Genomic DNA, 15335 nt, shown 5'->3' with positions numbered 1-15335 from the left:
GCGAAGCGTGCCCACCATCGCGGTCTCCTCTGAGACGGTGGGCACGGCGCTTCGCGCCTTTGCCCACCCTACACTTCCCGGCCGCTCATCCCTGATATTGCAGCACGTGCATGCCGGCGTTCCAGTCGGAGACGAACATCAGCCCGTCGGGCCGGACATAAGCGTCACAGGTCTTGGCCGCGAGCGCGACGTTCGGGCGGGGGTCGATGAGCTTTTTCGGTGTCGGCGGCACCCAATACGCGATCTCCTTTGGTGCGAAGGCGTCCTTGACGTCGAACACCCTGACGCCGGCGTTGTTGTAGGTCGCAAAAATCGTGTCCTCGCTCTGGAACGAGCCCGGGCGGTTCTCGTGCAGATTATGCGGGCCGAAGGTGCCGTTCGTGCAGAAGTCGCGGTCGCGCGGGGTCGGCAGGGTTGCGATCGGCACCGGGTTTTCAGGCGCGCGCACGTCAAGAACGAATGTGTGGAACAGGCCCTTGGCGCAATTGTCCGCATTCGCCTCGTCCGCGACGATTGCGAGCTGTCGCTTGGGCAGCGGCAGCGGCGTATGCGTGCCGCCGGCGAAAGGCGGCGACCAGTTGATGTGGGACAGCAGCTTTGGATTCGTGGGATCGCTGATGTCATGAATGGTGAAGCCGCCGTCGCGCCAGGCGGCATAGCCGCGATCACCCGCCGTGATCATGTGATGGAGCGCGAAGCGTTTGCCCTTTGGCGTCGCCGGCTCGCCAGCCGCGCGGTTCATGCCCGGCAGCCACCATTTCGCGACAATCTCCGGCTTGGTGACGGTCTTGAGATCGACCACGCAAAGGATGTGGTCGGTGAACCCGTCGAGATGCGCCGACACATAGGCATAGCGGCCGCCCGGCCACCACAGCCGGTTGATGCCGAAGCCGGGCATCTCGAGGAACGCGATCTCGCGCATCTCGTTCGGCTTCGATATGTCATGGATCGAGAGGCCGCAGCGGAATTTCTTGGCCTTGGTGATGCTGTCGACCAGCGTGTTCTCGAAATAGCCGCGCATGTTATCGTAGGACTGCATCGCGACGATATTGGCGCCGTTCGCAAGCAGCAGCAGGTCCTCCGCCACCTGTAAATGATGGGTGCGGGTGTACTGTCCTGCGATGAAGAAATTGACCGGCTTCAGTGCACGCGGATCGGATGCGTCCAGGATCGTCACGCCGTCACTGAACATGTGTCCGACATAGACGTGCTGCCGGTTGAACATCACCTGCACGCTGTCGGGCCGTCCGCCGATGTCGCTATAGGAGATGTGCTTGATGCCTTTGCCGATGCCCTCCGGCGGAATGTCGTTCTCTGAAGCTGAAGCCGGCCTCGACCACCCAGGCAGCGCGGCGGATCCGAACACGGCCGACAATTGCTGAAGGTAGCGGCGGCGAGAGAGTTCAAGCATCGGTTTCCCCCATTTTTTTGGGGATGATGCTCGCCTGCGACAAGTCATGCAAGCCTCGTGTCGTCCGCCCTCATCCACACGCGCACGCCTCGCGCCGGATCATGAGCGGACCGCGACGACGATCCGGCGGGGGTCTAATTACATATCTCGGTTCGGACCATGACGCCGGTGTTGTTCTTCACATAATCCATGTGACAGCCCTTTGCGACCGGTCTGCAGCCGGCGCCGTTGCAGACCATCTGGCCGGAGGCTTGTGACTTTGGTGCCGTTGACTCGGTATTTCTGCGGTCGCTATCGCGCCTCCTCGAGTCCTCGCGCGTCGCGACCGGCTTCTTCTCTTGAATCTTCTCGCATTCGTTGTCATCGCCGACGCGGTAGCCGGCGCGGCAGGTGATCTTCACGCATTGATCGCCGTCGGCCTTGAAGCCGAAATTGCATACGAGCGGGCAGACACGTCCCGGCTTCGCCTTCAGCGCATCGAGCGCGTCGACGCTCGCAAGCTTCGCGTCGAACTGGGTGCCGGCATATTTGTTGAACAGCGTCAGCGAGCGCTGCGTTGCGGCGTTCCAGTCGCCGTCAGTGGCGGCCGAAAGACAGCCGACGCGGCGCAGTTCGCTCTGAACGGATTTCGCGAGATCGCCGGGCGGCGGGGAGCTTGGCGGCGGCGACAGCGCGGCGACCTTCCTGCTTTCGGCATCAGCCGCCTGCTTGTCCGCCGCCTGCTTCGCTGCGGCCTCAGTCGCGGCCTTCTCGAGCGCCCGCTTCTCCGCGAGCGACTTGGCCGCGGCAGCTTCCGCCGCCTTGCGATCTCGTTCGGCCGCCTCCGCCTTGGCCTGCTCGATCTGCTTGGCCTTCTCGGCCGCGATCCTCGCCTCTTCCGCGGCTTTCGCAGCGGCGGCAGCTTTCTCCAGCTCGGCCTTCTGGGCTCGTTCGGTCGCCAGCCTCGCCTTCTCCTGTTCGGCCAGACGCGCCTTCTCCGTCGCCAGCGTGCGATCCTCCTCGGCGGCAATCTTCTTCAACTGCACGCGGGCGAGGTTGGCGTAAAAGCCTTCCGGATAGGTCTGGAGGAATGCTTCCCAGGCTTCACGCAGGCCCGCCTGAAGGGCAAGCTCGTAGTCTTTGCGCACACTGTCCTGCGGGTTTGCCTGCGGACCTGCTGCCGCGACTGGCCTCAGCGGCACCAGCGGCACATCGCTGCCGCCCAGGGAGCCATAAACATACGGCTCCTGCTTGTTGCCGGTCTTCTTCAAGACGTCGTCACGGACAAACCCGAACGCCTTGCGCAGGTCGAGCCCGGGCTTCGGCAGATGATCGGTCAACGCGACCGCGAACGGGCTGTTCCGGGAATCGCCATCCGACGCCGTCGACCCCGCCTTGGCCGCAAAGGCGATCATCGTGTTCGGACTGGTCGGCTCGACCTTGGCAAGCCCGCCACCAATCGCGCGCGAGGCCATGGTGCGCTTCATCGTCTTGGCAAAGGGATTATCGCGACAGGCATCGAGGATGACGAGCCGAAGCTGCTTGGCAGGTTCAACCGCATACAGCGCACGGTCGAGCGCGACCGTCTCGTCGAGGACGTCGCCGTCGGTTTCCAGCATGGCATCGGTCGGAACGAGGTAGTTGCTGCCATCCAGCTCGATGCCATGGCCCGCATAGTAGATCACCGCCATGTCGGCATCGCGCGTCCTGGCCGCGAAATCGCGTAGCGATCGCCGCATTTCGCTGGCATTGAGGTCCAGCTTGATCTCGACCGTATCGAAGCCCGCATTCCTGAACATACCGCCGACCAGCCCGGCGTCGTTCACCGGGTTCGCGAGCCGCGGCGCGTTCTTGTAGGCAGAATTGCCGATGACGAGCGCAACGCGCTTGTCGGCGAGAGCCGGGCTGTAGCCGAGGCAGCTTGCAAGAACAACAAGCATAAGAGCGGTGGTGGCGGTCCGGAGGTCATGCTTGGTCATCAGTTACAGATTTCGGCTGGTATTTTAGCGGCGGGATTCGAAGGATGATTGGCCGTCCCGAGCCGGCATCCCTTGGCGATCGGCCTGCATCCGGCGTTGTTGCAGATCATTTGCCCGGAGGCCTGCGGCGTCGACGGCGCAGCCTCCGTTTGCTTCCGGTCCGTATCCCGTCTCCGCGAATCCTCGCGCGTTGCGACCGGCTTCTTCTCCTGAATCTTTTCGCACTCGTTGTCGTCACCGACGCGATAACCGGCGCGGCAGGTGATCTTCACGCATTGATCGCCGTCGGCCTTGGAGCCGAAATTGCAAATGAGCGGGCAGACCCGTCCGGGCTTCGCTTTCAGGGCATCGAGCGCGTCGACGCTGGCGAGCTTCGCGTCGAACTGGGTGCCGGCATATTTGTTGAACAGTGTCAGCGAGCGCTGCGAAGCTGAATTCCAGTCGCCGTCCGCAGCCGAGGCAAAGCAGCCGACGCGGCGCAGTTCGCTCTGCACGGATTTTGTCAGATCAGCCGCCGACAATGTGGATGCCGGCGCCGGCGCAAGGGCCGCAACTTTTTGCTCGACCTCAGGCATCTGCCGATCGGCCGTCGGCTTTGCCGCCTGCTCCGCCTTCTCTGCGGCCTGCTTGGCGGCAAGCTCGGCCTTGGCCTTCTCCGCCGCCTGCTTCTCGGCCTGTGCTTTTGCCGCGGCAGCCTCGGCCAGCTTGCGCTGGTGCTCGGCGGCGTCCGCTCGTGCCTGCTCGATCTGCTTTTGCTTCTCGGCCGCGATCCGCGCCTCTTCGGCGGCTTTGGCGGCCGCAGCCGCCTTGTCCTGCTCGGCCTTCTGAGCGCGTTCGGCAATGAGCCTTGCCTTCTGCTGTTCGGCCGCATTCGCTTTTTGCTCGGCCGACGCGCGCGTCTCTTCAGCGGCGATCTTGTTCATCTGGCCCTTGGCCAGATTGGCATAGAAACCTTCGGGATATTGCGCCAGGAAGGCTTCCCAACCGTCGCGCGTGGCAAGCTGCAGCGCGAGCTCGTAATCCCTGCGAATAGAATCCTGCGGGTTGGCCTGCGGCCCGGTCGCGGCCGGCTTGGTCGCGACCAGCGGCACATCGTCGCCGCCGAGCGAGCCGTAGACATAGGGCTCCTGCTTGTAGCCCGTGCTCTTGAGCACGTCGTCGCGCACGAAGCCGAACGCCTTGCGCAGGTCGAGGCCCGGCTTCGGCAGGTGCTCGACCAAAGCGACGGCGAACGGGCTGTTCCTGGAGTCACCGTCGGACGCGGTCGAACCGGCCTTTGCCGCGAACGCAATCATGGTGTTGGGACTGGTCGGCTCGACCTTGGCGAGCCCGCGTCCGATCGCGCGCGAGGCCAGCGTGCGCTTCATGGACTTGGAAAACGGATTGTCGCGGCACGCGTCCAGGATGATCAGGCGCAGCTGCTTGGCCGGCTCGACCGCGAACAGCGCACGCTCGACCGGGATGGTCTCGTCGAGCACGTCGCCATCCGTCTCCAGCGTCGCGTCGGTCGGGATGAGATAGTTGGTGCCGTCGAGCTCGATGCCGTGGCCGGCATAATAGATCACCGCCATGTCCGCGTCGCGCGTCCTGCCGGCGAACTCACGCAACATGCGCCGCATCTCGCTGGCACTGAGATCCAGCCTGACGTCGACGGAATCAAAACCGGCCTTCTTGAACATGCCGCCGACCAGAGTGGCATCGTTGACGGGATTGCCGAGCTTGGGCGCGCTCTTGTAGGCGGAATTGCCGATGACAAGCGCAACCCGCCTGTCCGCATGCGCCGGTCCGCAGGCAAGGCCCATCGCCAAAATCAACAAAGCAAATAACCGAAACGGAATCACTTGCGTCCCCCCGGATGCAATTCCCTGAGACTATTCGGTAGCATCGCCGATTGCCAATTCTTCCTGTGTGATGTCTATCACACAGGAAGCTCTATCGGGGGTATGGCTAATGCGGCGAAGCGACGCCCTGCTTTCGAGCTGACGCCGACACCGCCTGTTGGGCCCGTTACGTTTGCACCACCTCGTGGCGCATCACGAACGGTGCAAGCAGTGCGTGCACCTCGCTCGCAACCGCCTCGCGCTGATCCGCCGGCAGGCCCGCCAGCGTAACGGTGGCGATCGAACCGTGGCTGCCGTGAGCGCCGACCCTGACCCTGCAGTCGATGCCGCGCTCGGCGAGCGGTGTCAGCACCTTCGTGAACACGCGCTGCGCCGCGTCCCAGCGCAACTGCGGCTTGAACACTTTGCCGACGCCCGTCACCGGCATCGGATCGATCGGGATGACCTGCACCGGGACAGCCGCGCGCTCCGGCGTACGCTCGCGCACCCATGTTTCCAACTCGCCCGGTTCGACGATCGCGCCCGGCTTCAGCTGCACGTAACCCACCGGCAGCTCGCCGGCATAGGCGTCGGGCTGGCCGACCACCGCGGCAAAACCGACGGCGGGATGACGGAACATGATCTCCTCGATCGGCGCCGGATCGATGTTGTGGCCACCGCGGATCACGAGATCCTTGGCGCGGCCGGTGATCCAGAGATAGCCCTCGGCATCGAGCCGGCCGAGATCGCCGGAATTGACCCAGACCTCGTCGACGAAGGCACCCTTGTTGTGCTCGTCGTTGAGATAGCCGCCGAACACGCCGGGCCCGGCCATGATGACGACGCCGATCTCATCGGCTGCGCAGTCGCGGATCAGGCGGCCGTCGGCATCGAGCTGGACGATGCGGACCCGCGCGTAAGGCATGGGAAGGCCGACCGAACCGAGTCGGATTGGCCGTGACGGATAGGCCAGCGTGTGCACGCTCGAGGTCTCGGTCATGCCGTAGACCTCGACGACCGGCAACTTGAGCTTGTCCTGGATTGCAGACCCCACCGCGACCGGGATCGCCGAGCCGCCACCGGCTGCGTATTTCAGGCTGGAGATGTCGGCATTGCCAGGCGGCACCGCGAGCGTTGCGGCGAGCACCGTCGGCACGCTCGACAGCGCCTCCGGCTTGAAGCGCTCGACCAGTTGCCAGATGTTCTTCACCGCATTCGGATTGCGCCATCCGCTCGGCGACAGCACGACCAGCGAACCGCCGGCCGACAGCGTCAGCAGCACCTGCGTCAGCGATCCCCCGACGTGAAACAGCGGCATGCCGAACAGCATGTTGGCGCCCGGCTTAGACTTCAGCAGCAGATTGAGCGCCCAGGCCTGATAGACTTGGTTGGCATGCGTGTGCCGCACCAGCTTTGGCGTGCCGGTGGTGCCGCCGGTGTGGAAATAGGCGGCGATATCGCCCCCTAGAATCTTGCGGCCGCTGATAAGGCGGTCTGAAGGCTGCTGCTTGATCAGGTCGTTGAAAGCAAAGATTCCCTTCCCCGGGTCACCGCCACCGAACACCTGCACGATCGTCTTGAGATGCTTGAGTTGCGGCCGGATCTGTTCGACCTTCTGCCAGATGTCGGTGCCGGGCATCGGCCCGAGCGCCACCAGGATTTTCGTATTCGCGGCCTCGAGGATCTCCGCGATCTGATGCGGCTCCAGGAGCGGATTGACGGGATTGGCGATGCCGGCGGCCTCCGCGCCGAAGAGCGTCACGAAGGCATCGGGCACCAGCGGCAGCATGAAGCTGACGACGTCGCCCTTCTCGACGCCGAGCGCGTGAAACATATTGGCGGCCTGCGTGACGCGCGCGATGAAATCGCGGTACGTCACAACCACCGGCGTGTCGGCGGGATCGGCATTTTGCAGGAACTGGATCGCCGGCCCGTCGGGGTTACGGACCGCGCCCAGCCTGATGGCGTCGTAAGTGCTCTCGGCCGCGACGCGCTCGGCGTAAGGGGCCTGCTCGAAGGCTCGAACCTCTGCGTCCGTTGCCAGGTCCGGATAATCGCTGCCGATGAGCCGATCGAGCGCGTGGATGCCTGCCATGGAATTCCGTCCTCCCTCAGATGCATTTCCCCGAGCCCTGTCTTTTGACTTTTTGGGTTGGCGGGGCCTCGACCGATGGCCGGCCGAGCACATGCAGAATGATGGATGATTTGGCGTTCGTCCATCACCTAACGGCCGCGGCAATCGGGCTCTGATGAGAGGCTTTTGAACCTGTGCGCCCGATCCGGGGACCAAGAACAGGCATCGGACTCGCATGTCAGCGTCCTTGCCAGCGTCCTGCCAGCGCCTTGCCGCAAGACTTGAGGTGATCATGACTACGCCCCCGCGGGATTGCGCCACCCGGCTGTTCATCGCGCTCGCCGTGACAACGGGGATCATGACATCGGCGATCGCCCTGCCCCGTGCGGCACTCGCCGAGGACAGCCAGTTCGACAAGATGCGCGCCAAGATCGCGGCTTTCGTCGCCGACAAGATGGAGAAGCTCGGCGGGGCACGCATCGTCTACAAGGTGGACACCGATGGCCTGCGCGAGAGCGTCGTCACGGATTTGCGCGACGACGTCTACAAGAACCTGCGCGAGGGCAAGATCGCCTTCTCCGGCCTTGCGATCCGCGACGGTGGCGTCGAGGTGAAGATCGCCGACGTCAAGGGCCGCGAGCAACTCGCGCGCAAGCTCGCGTCGGCCGCGGAGGGATTGCCGTCGCATGCACTCGCCGTGACCGACGGCGGCGACGGAATGGTCAGGCTCGCGCCGACCGATGCAGCATCCTCCGCGCGGCAGCGCGAACTCGTCGAAGATGCGATCGCCATGATCGAGCAGCGTCTGAAGGAGGCCGGCGTCCAGCTCGCCAGCGTCCAGCCCGATGGGACCGACCGCATCCGCATTTTCCTGCCCGGTATGATGGAGCCCGAGCGCGTCACCGCGGTCTTCGCCCGAAGGGTCAAGGTCGGCTTCCGCCTGATCGACGTCTCGATGGCAGCGGAGCAAGCACAATCCGGCACGCCGCCGGCAGGCACGGAAGTCCTGCCCGGCTTCAAGGACAAGAGCCTCTATCTGGTCGCCAAGGACAGCGCACTCGACGGCGATGACATCAGCTATGCCGGTCCCGGCCTCGGGGCCGGCACGAAGGAACCGGTTGCCTCGTTCCGCTTCAACGGCCGCGGCACGCGGCGCTTCGCCCACATCACCGAAGAGAACATCGGAAGGCCCTTCGCCATCGTGCTCGACGGGAAGGTGATCTCCGCCCCCGTGATCCGCGAGCCCATCACCGGCGGCTCGGGCCAGATCTCCGGCAATTTCACCCTGGAGGAAGCGAACAGCGTCGCCATGCTGCTGCGCGCCGGTTCGCTGCCGGGGCACCTCGGCCTGGTCGAGCAGCAGGTCGTGCCGCCCGCCGCCAAGCCCTGAGGCGGAGATCGCCCGCGGCCCTTGCCCCCACCCCGTCGGGCGCCGAGGTCCACCACGCCAAGACTCATACCCGGTGGCCCCCGAATCACGGACGCGCCACGGCCAAACGCACCGCCAAACAGGCAATTGCCGAAACGCCCGATCAGGCTAAAATTTGCCTCTTGCGGCACGGCGGCCGAAAGCTTCATTCAAGAGGTCGTCGTTCGATTTCGGCTATAGGTGTCGAGAATGCCGACCGTGACTGAAGGCCTTACGCGGGGATAGTACCATGCCGTCCGGCAGCGCAGACATTTCGTCGATCCTCGACCGTATTCTCGAGGCGGCGACGGATAACCTCAGGATCGCGAAGATCCTGGTCCAGATGGGCCTCGATCCAAACAACGTCACCTATGACTCGATCTTCAATCGGATGCTGGAGATCTTCGTCCAGAACATCACCCTGGCCAATATGTTCGCCGCGGTCGGCGCCGGTTTCTTCGTCGCCACCCTCCTGATGCGGACCATGGTGCCGCTGCGCGTCGCCAACATGGTCGGCTGCGCGTTCTTTGCCGTCTTCGGCGCGCTCTCCGCCAACGTCTCGACCTTCCTGCTCTATCTCCTGCTGCTACCGATCAACGCCTTGCGCCTGCGGCAGATGCTCAAGCTCGTCAAGAAGGCGCGCCATGCGGCCGAAGGCGACATGTCGATCGAATGGCTCAAGCCGTTCATGACCGAACGCAAATATCGCCGCGGCGACACGCTGTTCAAACTCGGCGATCCAGCCAAGGAGATGCTCCTCACGGTCACCGGCAAGTTCCTGGTCAAGGAGATCAATATCGAGATCATGCCGGGGGCGCTGATGGGCGAGCTCGGCTTCCTCACGCCGGGTAACCGGCGCACCGGAACGATCGAATGCATCGAAGACGGGCAGGTGCTGACGATCACCTATGACCGGTTGCTCGAGATCTACTTCCAGGATCCGCAGTTCGGCTATTACTTCCTGGTGCTGACCAGCCAGCGGCTGCTGCAAAACATCGATCGCTTGCAGAAGCAGCTGGCGACGGAGCGGGCGGCCACCACGAACAGGATCGCGTGATCGATTGCGCGGCGCTGCTCAGCTCAGCAGCAACGCCATGCCCGGATCGCCCTTCTCCATCGCACGCCGATAGCCCGCCCGCGCGCTGATGCGGCCGAGATATTTGACCACGTTCGGACAGCGCTGGAGGTCATAGGGCTGGAAGTAGCGCATCGTGGTGAGCGAGAAAGCTGTCATGATGTCGGCGGTCGTGAAGGCGCTGCCTGCAAGATATTCGGACTCGCGAAGCCTTGCGTCGAGAAGATCGTAGGCCCGATCGAGACGCCCCTTCATCGCGAGCAGGGTCGGATTGTCCTTGGCGAGATCGAGCCGGCTCAGGATCATCATCCGTCCCATGCCGGGTTGCAGGGTACCATTGGCGAAATGAAGCCAATACAGAAACTGCGCGAAGGCGGGATCAGTGGGACCGAGCACGAGTCGACCATTGCCATATTTTGCAACGATGTAGTCGACGACCGCGCCGGATTCCGCGAGCACCAGCTCGCCGTCGGCGATCACCGGCGCCGCCCCGATCGGATGCAGCGCCTTGTATTCGGCCGGAGCCAGCATGGTGACGGAATCGCGGGTATAGCGCTTCAGCTCGTAGGGAAGCCCCAGCTCCTCGCACAGCCAGACGATACGCTCGGATTGCGACTTGCCGAGATGATGAACGATGAGCATTGCGCCTCCTGGACAGATGATTTCGGCGATTGCGCCGGCATGTGCTTGTCGTGATGCTGCATCATACTCCGTCATTGCGAGCGCAGCGAAGCAATCCAGAATCTTTCCGCGGAGGGACTCTGGATTGCTTCGCTGCGCTCGCAATGACGATGTGGAGAGACCGCCCCCTACCCCGCCTCGTCCGTCACCATCCGCGCCACGACGCGGTCGCGGCGAATGAAGTGGTGCCAGAGGGCGGCGATGACGTGAACCGCGATCAAGGCGAGCAGCACATAAGCGACGAGGATGTGGCGGTCCTCATAGGCGCCCGCCGCAGCGCGGTCGGGAGTGGTGAATTGAGGCACGTGAAACAGGCCGAAGAAGTCAGAATAATCAGGCGCGTGAGCACCCGAATGCGCCCAGCCGAGCATGGTGACGACGATGACGGCGAGGTAGAGCGCGCCGTGGCTGACATGGGCCGCGACCTTCTGCCAGCGGGACGTCTCGGCCGGCATGGTCGGCGTCGGGTTGACGAGGCGCCACACCAGGCGCAGCACCGTGAGCAGCAGGATCACATACCCGATGTCGGCGTGGATCGAGCGGTAGAAGAAGCGGTCGGGACGCGCCGGGATGTGGTTCATCCACCACCCGAAGCCGATCATGCCGATGATGGTCAGCGCCAAAATCCAATGCAGCCATCGGGAAATGCTGCCCCAGCCGTGACTGGTATTTCTGATCATGTCGGCTCTCCGGAGTTTTGCGGGCCTGTCCCTATCCGCACCGCAGTACGGCAGCTGATACCGGGAACAGGCGGCCGTCGCGAAATTGAATCGTTCCAAATCGGCCCTAAGGGCCCCTGCCGCAAAACCGCCCCAAAAACCGAATGGTAACCATGGCGGGCTAGAGTGACCACGTGACCAATTCCCCGACGATTCTGGTGTTCGATTCCGGCCTTGGCGGGCTCACGGTCCTGCGCGAGGTCGTGGCCGCGCGCTCCGACGCGCACTACGTCTACGTCGCGGACGACGCTTTCTTCCCCTACGGCCACCACAGCGAGGACGAGATCATCGCCCGCGTGGTGCCGCTGATGGGCGAATTGGTCGGCACCCACGATCCTGACCTCGTCGTCATCGCCTGCAACACGGCGTCCACCCTGGTCCTATCGCATCTGCGCGCCGCTTATTCCCTGCCCTTCGTCGGCACGGTGCCGGCGATCAAGCCGGCCTGCGCGCAGTCGAGGAGCCGGCGCGTGTCGGTGCTCGGCACCAAGGGCACGGTGAAGCGCGAATACACCAAGGCGCTGATCCGCGATTTCGCGCTGGGTTGCGAGGTGACACTGGTCGGATCGCCCGAGCTGGCCGCGCTGGCCGAAGCAGAGCTCAGCGGCTCTTCCGTCAGCGACGACGCCATCCTCGCCGAGCTCGCCCCGTGTTTCGTCGGCGATGCCGGGGACGCAGGTGCACGTACCGACACGGTGGTGCTCGCCTGCACGCATTATCCGTTGCTGCTCGACCGGCTGAAAAAGCTCGCGCCCTGGCCGGTCGAATGGATTGATCCGGCCCCTGCGATCGCCCGCCGCGTCTCGGATCTGCTCGGCCCGCATACAGGTGGCATCGCGCAGTCCGGCGCCGAGATGATCTTCACCTCGAACCGCGTGCATGGCCTCTCGGCCACGCTGACGCCGTTCTTCGGCGGCCGCATTCCCGCCTGACCTTGCGCCTCGACGGCGCGCTGCTAGGCTCCGCCGTCGTCATTGTCGCCAAGGTTATCGCAAGGCTTCCCATGTCGGTCCCCGCAACGCCGCTCAACCGTCTCCGCCAGCTCTGGCGCGAGGGTCGTCCCGCCTTCGGAGCGATCGCGACGATCCCGAGCGTGCAGACCGTGCAGATCATGGCGCGCTCACTCGACTGGATCATCGTCGATCTCGAGCACGGCCCGATTGGACTGACCGAAGCACATGCGATGATCGCAGCCACCACCGGCACACCATGCACACCGCTGGTGCGGATCGCGGCGAACGAGCCATGGCTTGCGAAGGCGCCGATGGACATCGGCGCCTTCGGCATCAATTTCCCGATGATCACCAATCGCACTGAAGCCGAGAAAGCGGTGCGCAGCGTGCGCTATCCGCCACGCGGCGATCGGCTCTGGGGTCCGTTCCACGCGCCATTCCGCTGGGGCCAGTCGATGCCGGACTACATGGCCAGCGCCGACGACGAGATGATCTGCATGATCACCATCGAGCATGTCGACGCGGTCAACCGCATCGACGAGATCATGGCGACGCCCGGCATCGACGTCGCTGTGATCGGCCCCGGCGATCTCGCCACCTCCATCAACAAGCGCGGCCAGATGGACGATCCGGAATTGCTGGAGCTGGTGGCGCGGGCCGAGGCCGGCATCCTCAGAAGCGGCGTGCCGATCGGCGGCGTGGCGCGTACCGCAGACCAGGCCAACCAGCTGATCGACCGCGGCTACCGCGCGATCGCGCTCGGCTTCGACTGGTCGCTATTCCAGCGCGGCATCATGGCGGCGTTCGAGGGGATCAAGCGCTGAACAAGCCGATTGCCACCTTGCCGGGAACGGCGGCACTGCTAGGGTCGGCCGTTCCAGGGAGGAAACAATGCTCAAAAAGACTTTGCTCGCTCTTGCCTTCACCGGCCTCGCCGTTGCGGCCTTCGCCCAGCAACCCGGCATCAAGCGCACCCCGCTCCAGAAGGTCGAATTTCCGGATGGCTACAACACCATCACCGCCATCGCGGAGGTCCCGGCGGGCGGCGCGGCCGGTCGCCATACCCATCCGGGCATCGAGACCGGCTACGTGCTCGAAGGCGAACTCAACCTCCTCATCGACGGGCAGCCGGAAAAAACCCTGAAAGCCGGCGATTCCTACCAGATCCCGGCGGGCGTCGCGCATGACGCCAAGGCCCATGGCGACAAGGCTATGAAAGTGCTTGGAGTTTACGTCGTCGACAAGACCAAGCCGCTGGCCTCGCCGGCGCCCTGATGCGGCGAACCGACCGGCCCTACGCGGGTTGGTTCGTGCTAGAGCAGGCGGCGAGCGGGAACCCGCTCGCTGCACAAACTTTAATCCGGGGAAACCAAAGAGCGATGCGCGGGAAAGCAAAAACCATTTCGCTGCCGCGTCGCCTGATCGTCGACCTCATGCACGCCTCGATGGGCGTGCCGTTCGTCTCGCTGTCCCGTTCGCTCAATATTCGCCCCCTGCTGGAGGCCCGTGCGGGCGCGATGGCGCCAGCCGGCTGGGCGGCCATGTTCGTCAAGGCTTTTGCCCTGGTCGCCAGGGACGAGCCGGTCTTGCGGACCGTCTATGCCAAATGGCCCTGGCCGTCGCTCTACGAGCTGCCGAAGAGCGTGGCGTCGGTGGCCATTGCCCGGGTCGAGGGCGGCGAGGAATGTGTGATCCTGCAGCGAATCGCGGCTCCCGAGGCCATGACGCTGGCTGCGGTCGACGCCGAGATTCGGCGCGCCAAGACCGCCCCGATCGACGAAATTCCCATGTTCCGCAAGATCATGCGGGCAAACCGCCTGCCGCTGCCGCTGCGGCGCCTGTCCTGGGCCATAGGGCTGAATTTCGGCCGCCAGCGCGGCAACTGGTTCGGCAGCTTCGCGGTGAGCTCGGTGGCCGCCTACGGCGGCGGCGAGCTTCACCCCATCACACCCGGCCCCTTCATCGTCAGCTATGGGCTGGTCGGGCCTGACCAGACCATCCATGTCGTGATCCGCTGGGATCACCGGGTGACTGACGCCGCCCCGATCGCCCGGGTCCTGACCCGGCTGGAACAGGTCCTGAACACTGAAATCGCTGCCGAATTGCGGGCAGCCGGCCCCAAGCCGATCCGGGCAGTCGGGACATGATTCCGGGGCCATTCGCATTGACAGCGAGCCCCAAACTCTCCTAAAAGCCGCTTGCTCGCGGGCCGATTTCGGCCCGCGAAGCGTTTCGCGACCCGTGGTCCAGTCCCTTAAGCTTTGGGATCGGACCTGTCAGTGCCGGGCTAGCCCGTCACACAGGAGGGCGCGTTTCCTCAAACCATGCACCTGAAGAGGACGCGATGACTAAGCGCAGTGAGGCGAAGTACAAGCTCGATCGCCGTATGGGCCAGAACATCTGGGGCCGCCCGAAGAGCCCCGTGAACCGCCGCGAGTACGGCCCCGGCCAGCACGGCCAGCGCCGCAAGGGCAAGCTCTCCGACTTCGGCGTGCAGCTGCGCGCCAAGCAGAAGCTGAAGGGTTACTACGCCAACATCTCCGAGCGCCAGTTCCACAGCATCTATGTCGAGGCCAGCCGTCTCAAGGGTGACACCGGCGAGAACCTGATCGGCCTGCTCGAGCGCCGTCTCGACGCGGTCGTGTACCGTGCCAAGTTTGTCTCGACGATCTTCGCCGCGCGCCAGTTCATCAACCACGGGCACGTCAAGGTGAACGGCCGCAAGGTCAACATCTCGAGCTATCAGGTCAAGATCGGCGACGTGATCGAAGTCAAGGAAGCCTCCAAGCAGCTCGCCCACGTCCTCGAAGCCAGCCAGCTGCCCGAGCGTGACACCCCCGACTATCTCGAGGTCGACCACGGCAAGATGACCGCGAAATACATTCGCATCCCGCACCTCTCCGACGTGCCGTTCCCGGTGCAGATGGAGCCGCATCTGGTCGTCGAATTCTATTCGCGCTGATAGTTCGGCAGATCAAAGTTCAAAGGCCCCGGTTTTCCGGGGCCTTTTTGTTGTGGTAGCCTGCCATCGATGTCGCCAATGACCGACCAGCCCGCGAACGCTCTGCCTTCGGCAATGCCGGCTGAAGCGGCGCTGCGAGCGTGGGCTACCCTCTCCCGTGACCAGCAGATCTGCCGATATCAGGGCTGTTCGCTCACCCGGATCGCAATATCTTCCCCAAACGATGCACGCGTTACATCGCAACTGCTCGACTAGATGAAATGACGAGATCAGA

General features: G+C 64.2%; 13 protein-coding genes. 7 read left to right on the top strand and 6 right to left on the bottom strand.

Annotation, left to right across the window (positions count from 1 at the left end):
* Positions 1 to 85: 85 nt before the first annotated feature.
* From JQ591_RS19850 to JQ591_RS19835, 4 genes are all read right to left on the bottom strand, one after another.
* Entirely contained in the window at positions 86 to 1411 is a 1326-nt protein-coding gene (locus JQ591_RS19850) for an LVIVD repeat-containing protein (RefSeq protein ID WP_211397693.1), read from the bottom strand.
* A gap of 134 nt (positions 1412 to 1545) precedes the next feature.
* On the bottom strand, positions 1546 to 3330 hold the full coding sequence (locus tag JQ591_RS19845) for a caspase family protein (RefSeq protein WP_211397886.1): 1785 nt from the start codon (positions 3328 to 3330) through the stop codon (positions 1546 to 1548).
* A 38-nt stretch (positions 3331 to 3368) separates the two neighbouring features.
* Positions 3369 to 5171, bottom strand: coding sequence for a caspase family protein (locus JQ591_RS19840; RefSeq protein ID WP_211397692.1), 1803 nt, complete (start codon positions 5169 to 5171; stop codon positions 3369 to 3371).
* A gap of 205 nt (positions 5172 to 5376) precedes the next feature.
* Positions 5377 to 7284 carry an acyl-CoA synthetase gene (locus tag JQ591_RS19835; protein ID WP_211397691.1) on the bottom strand — a complete coding sequence of 636 codons (1908 nt, stop codon included), beginning with the start codon at positions 7282 to 7284 and terminating at the stop codon, positions 5377 to 5379.
* Between the two features lie 271 nt (positions 7285 to 7555).
* On the opposite strand from JQ591_RS19835, the gene JQ591_RS19830 reads away from it, so the two are divergent.
* Both JQ591_RS19830 and JQ591_RS19825 read left to right on the top strand, forming a co-directional pair.
* Positions 7556 to 8653 (top strand): SecDF P1 head subdomain-containing protein, encoded by a 1098-nt coding sequence (locus JQ591_RS19830; protein WP_211397690.1) that lies wholly within the window; start codon positions 7556 to 7558, stop codon positions 8651 to 8653.
* A 268-nt stretch (positions 8654 to 8921) separates the two neighbouring features.
* Entirely contained in the window at positions 8922 to 9728 is an 807-nt protein-coding gene (locus JQ591_RS19825; RefSeq protein WP_211397689.1) for a Crp/Fnr family transcriptional regulator, read from the top strand.
* Positions 9729 to 9746: 18 nt separating this feature from the next.
* On the opposite strand, the gene JQ591_RS19820 is transcribed toward JQ591_RS19825, so the two are convergent.
* Positions 9747 to 10388, bottom strand: coding sequence for a glutathione S-transferase family protein (locus JQ591_RS19820; protein WP_211397688.1), 642 nt, complete (start codon positions 10386 to 10388; stop codon positions 9747 to 9749).
* Between the two features lie 167 nt (positions 10389 to 10555).
* Entirely contained in the window at positions 10556 to 11107 is a 552-nt protein-coding gene (locus JQ591_RS19815) for a cytochrome b (RefSeq protein ID WP_211397687.1), read from the bottom strand.
* 173 nt (positions 11108 to 11280) lie between these two features.
* On the opposite strand from JQ591_RS19815, the gene murI reads away from it, so the two are divergent.
* The 5 genes from murI (at position 11281) to rpsD (ending at position 15061) form a co-directional block, all read left to right on the top strand.
* Entirely contained in the window at positions 11281 to 12078 is a 798-nt protein-coding gene (gene murI, locus JQ591_RS19810; protein ID WP_211397686.1) for a glutamate racemase, read from the top strand.
* Positions 12079 to 12149: 71 nt separating this feature from the next.
* Positions 12150 to 12923: an HpcH/HpaI aldolase family protein gene (locus tag JQ591_RS19805; protein WP_211397685.1), complete on the top strand. Its 774-nt coding sequence runs from the start codon at positions 12150 to 12152 to the stop codon at positions 12921 to 12923.
* A 67-nt stretch (positions 12924 to 12990) separates the two neighbouring features.
* Positions 12991 to 13374, top strand: coding sequence for a cupin domain-containing protein (locus tag JQ591_RS19800; protein WP_211397684.1), 384 nt, complete (start codon positions 12991 to 12993; stop codon positions 13372 to 13374).
* Between the two features lie 104 nt (positions 13375 to 13478).
* The gene (locus JQ591_RS19795; protein WP_211397683.1) at positions 13479 to 14246 is read left to right on the top strand and encodes an acyltransferase; all 768 of its coding nucleotides are present in this window, start codon (positions 13479 to 13481) and stop codon (positions 14244 to 14246) included.
* A gap of 197 nt (positions 14247 to 14443) precedes the next feature.
* Positions 14444 to 15061 carry a 30S ribosomal protein S4 gene (rpsD, locus tag JQ591_RS19790; protein ID WP_211397682.1) on the top strand — a complete coding sequence of 206 codons (618 nt, stop codon included), beginning with the start codon at positions 14444 to 14446 and terminating at the stop codon, positions 15059 to 15061.
* Positions 15062 to 15335 lie beyond the last annotated feature (274 nt).

The sequence above is a fragment of the Bradyrhizobium canariense genome, assembly GCF_018130465.1.
Lineage (GTDB): Bacteria > Pseudomonadota > Alphaproteobacteria > Rhizobiales > Xanthobacteraceae > Bradyrhizobium > Bradyrhizobium canariense_C.
This window is presented reverse-complemented; position numbering and strand designations above follow the sequence as displayed.

Excerpts from the sequence above, each read along its gene's own strand:
- JQ591_RS19850 (WP_211397693.1), bottom strand. The coding sequence starts at position 1,411 with ATGCTTGAACTCTCTCGCCGCCGCTACCTTCAGCAATTGTCGGCCGTG.
- JQ591_RS19845 (WP_211397886.1), bottom strand. The coding sequence starts at position 3,330 with ATGCTTGTTGTTCTTGCAAGCTGCCTCGGCTACAGCCCGGCTCTCGCC.
- JQ591_RS19840 (WP_211397692.1), bottom strand. The coding sequence starts at position 5,171 with ATGGGCCTTGCCTGCGGACCGGCGCATGCGGACAGGCGGGTTGCGCTT.
- JQ591_RS19835 (WP_211397691.1), bottom strand. The coding sequence starts at position 7,284 with ATGGCAGGCATCCACGCGCTCGATCGGCTCATCGGCAGCGATTATCCG.
- JQ591_RS19830 (WP_211397690.1), top strand. The coding sequence starts at position 7,556 with ATGACTACGCCCCCGCGGGATTGCGCCACCCGGCTGTTCATCGCGCTC.
- JQ591_RS19825 (WP_211397689.1), top strand. The coding sequence starts at position 8,922 with ATGCCGTCCGGCAGCGCAGACATTTCGTCGATCCTCGACCGTATTCTC.
- JQ591_RS19820 (WP_211397688.1), bottom strand. The coding sequence starts at position 10,388 with ATGCTCATCGTTCATCATCTCGGCAAGTCGCAATCCGAGCGTATCGTC.
- JQ591_RS19815 (WP_211397687.1), bottom strand. The coding sequence starts at position 11,107 with ATGATCAGAAATACCAGTCACGGCTGGGGCAGCATTTCCCGATGGCTG.
- JQ591_RS19805 (WP_211397685.1), top strand. The coding sequence starts at position 12,150 with ATGTCGGTCCCCGCAACGCCGCTCAACCGTCTCCGCCAGCTCTGGCGC.
- JQ591_RS19800 (WP_211397684.1), top strand. The coding sequence starts at position 12,991 with ATGCTCAAAAAGACTTTGCTCGCTCTTGCCTTCACCGGCCTCGCCGTT.
- JQ591_RS19795 (WP_211397683.1), top strand. The coding sequence starts at position 13,479 with ATGCGCGGGAAAGCAAAAACCATTTCGCTGCCGCGTCGCCTGATCGTC.
- rpsD (WP_211397682.1), top strand. The coding sequence starts at position 14,444 with ATGACTAAGCGCAGTGAGGCGAAGTACAAGCTCGATCGCCGTATGGGC.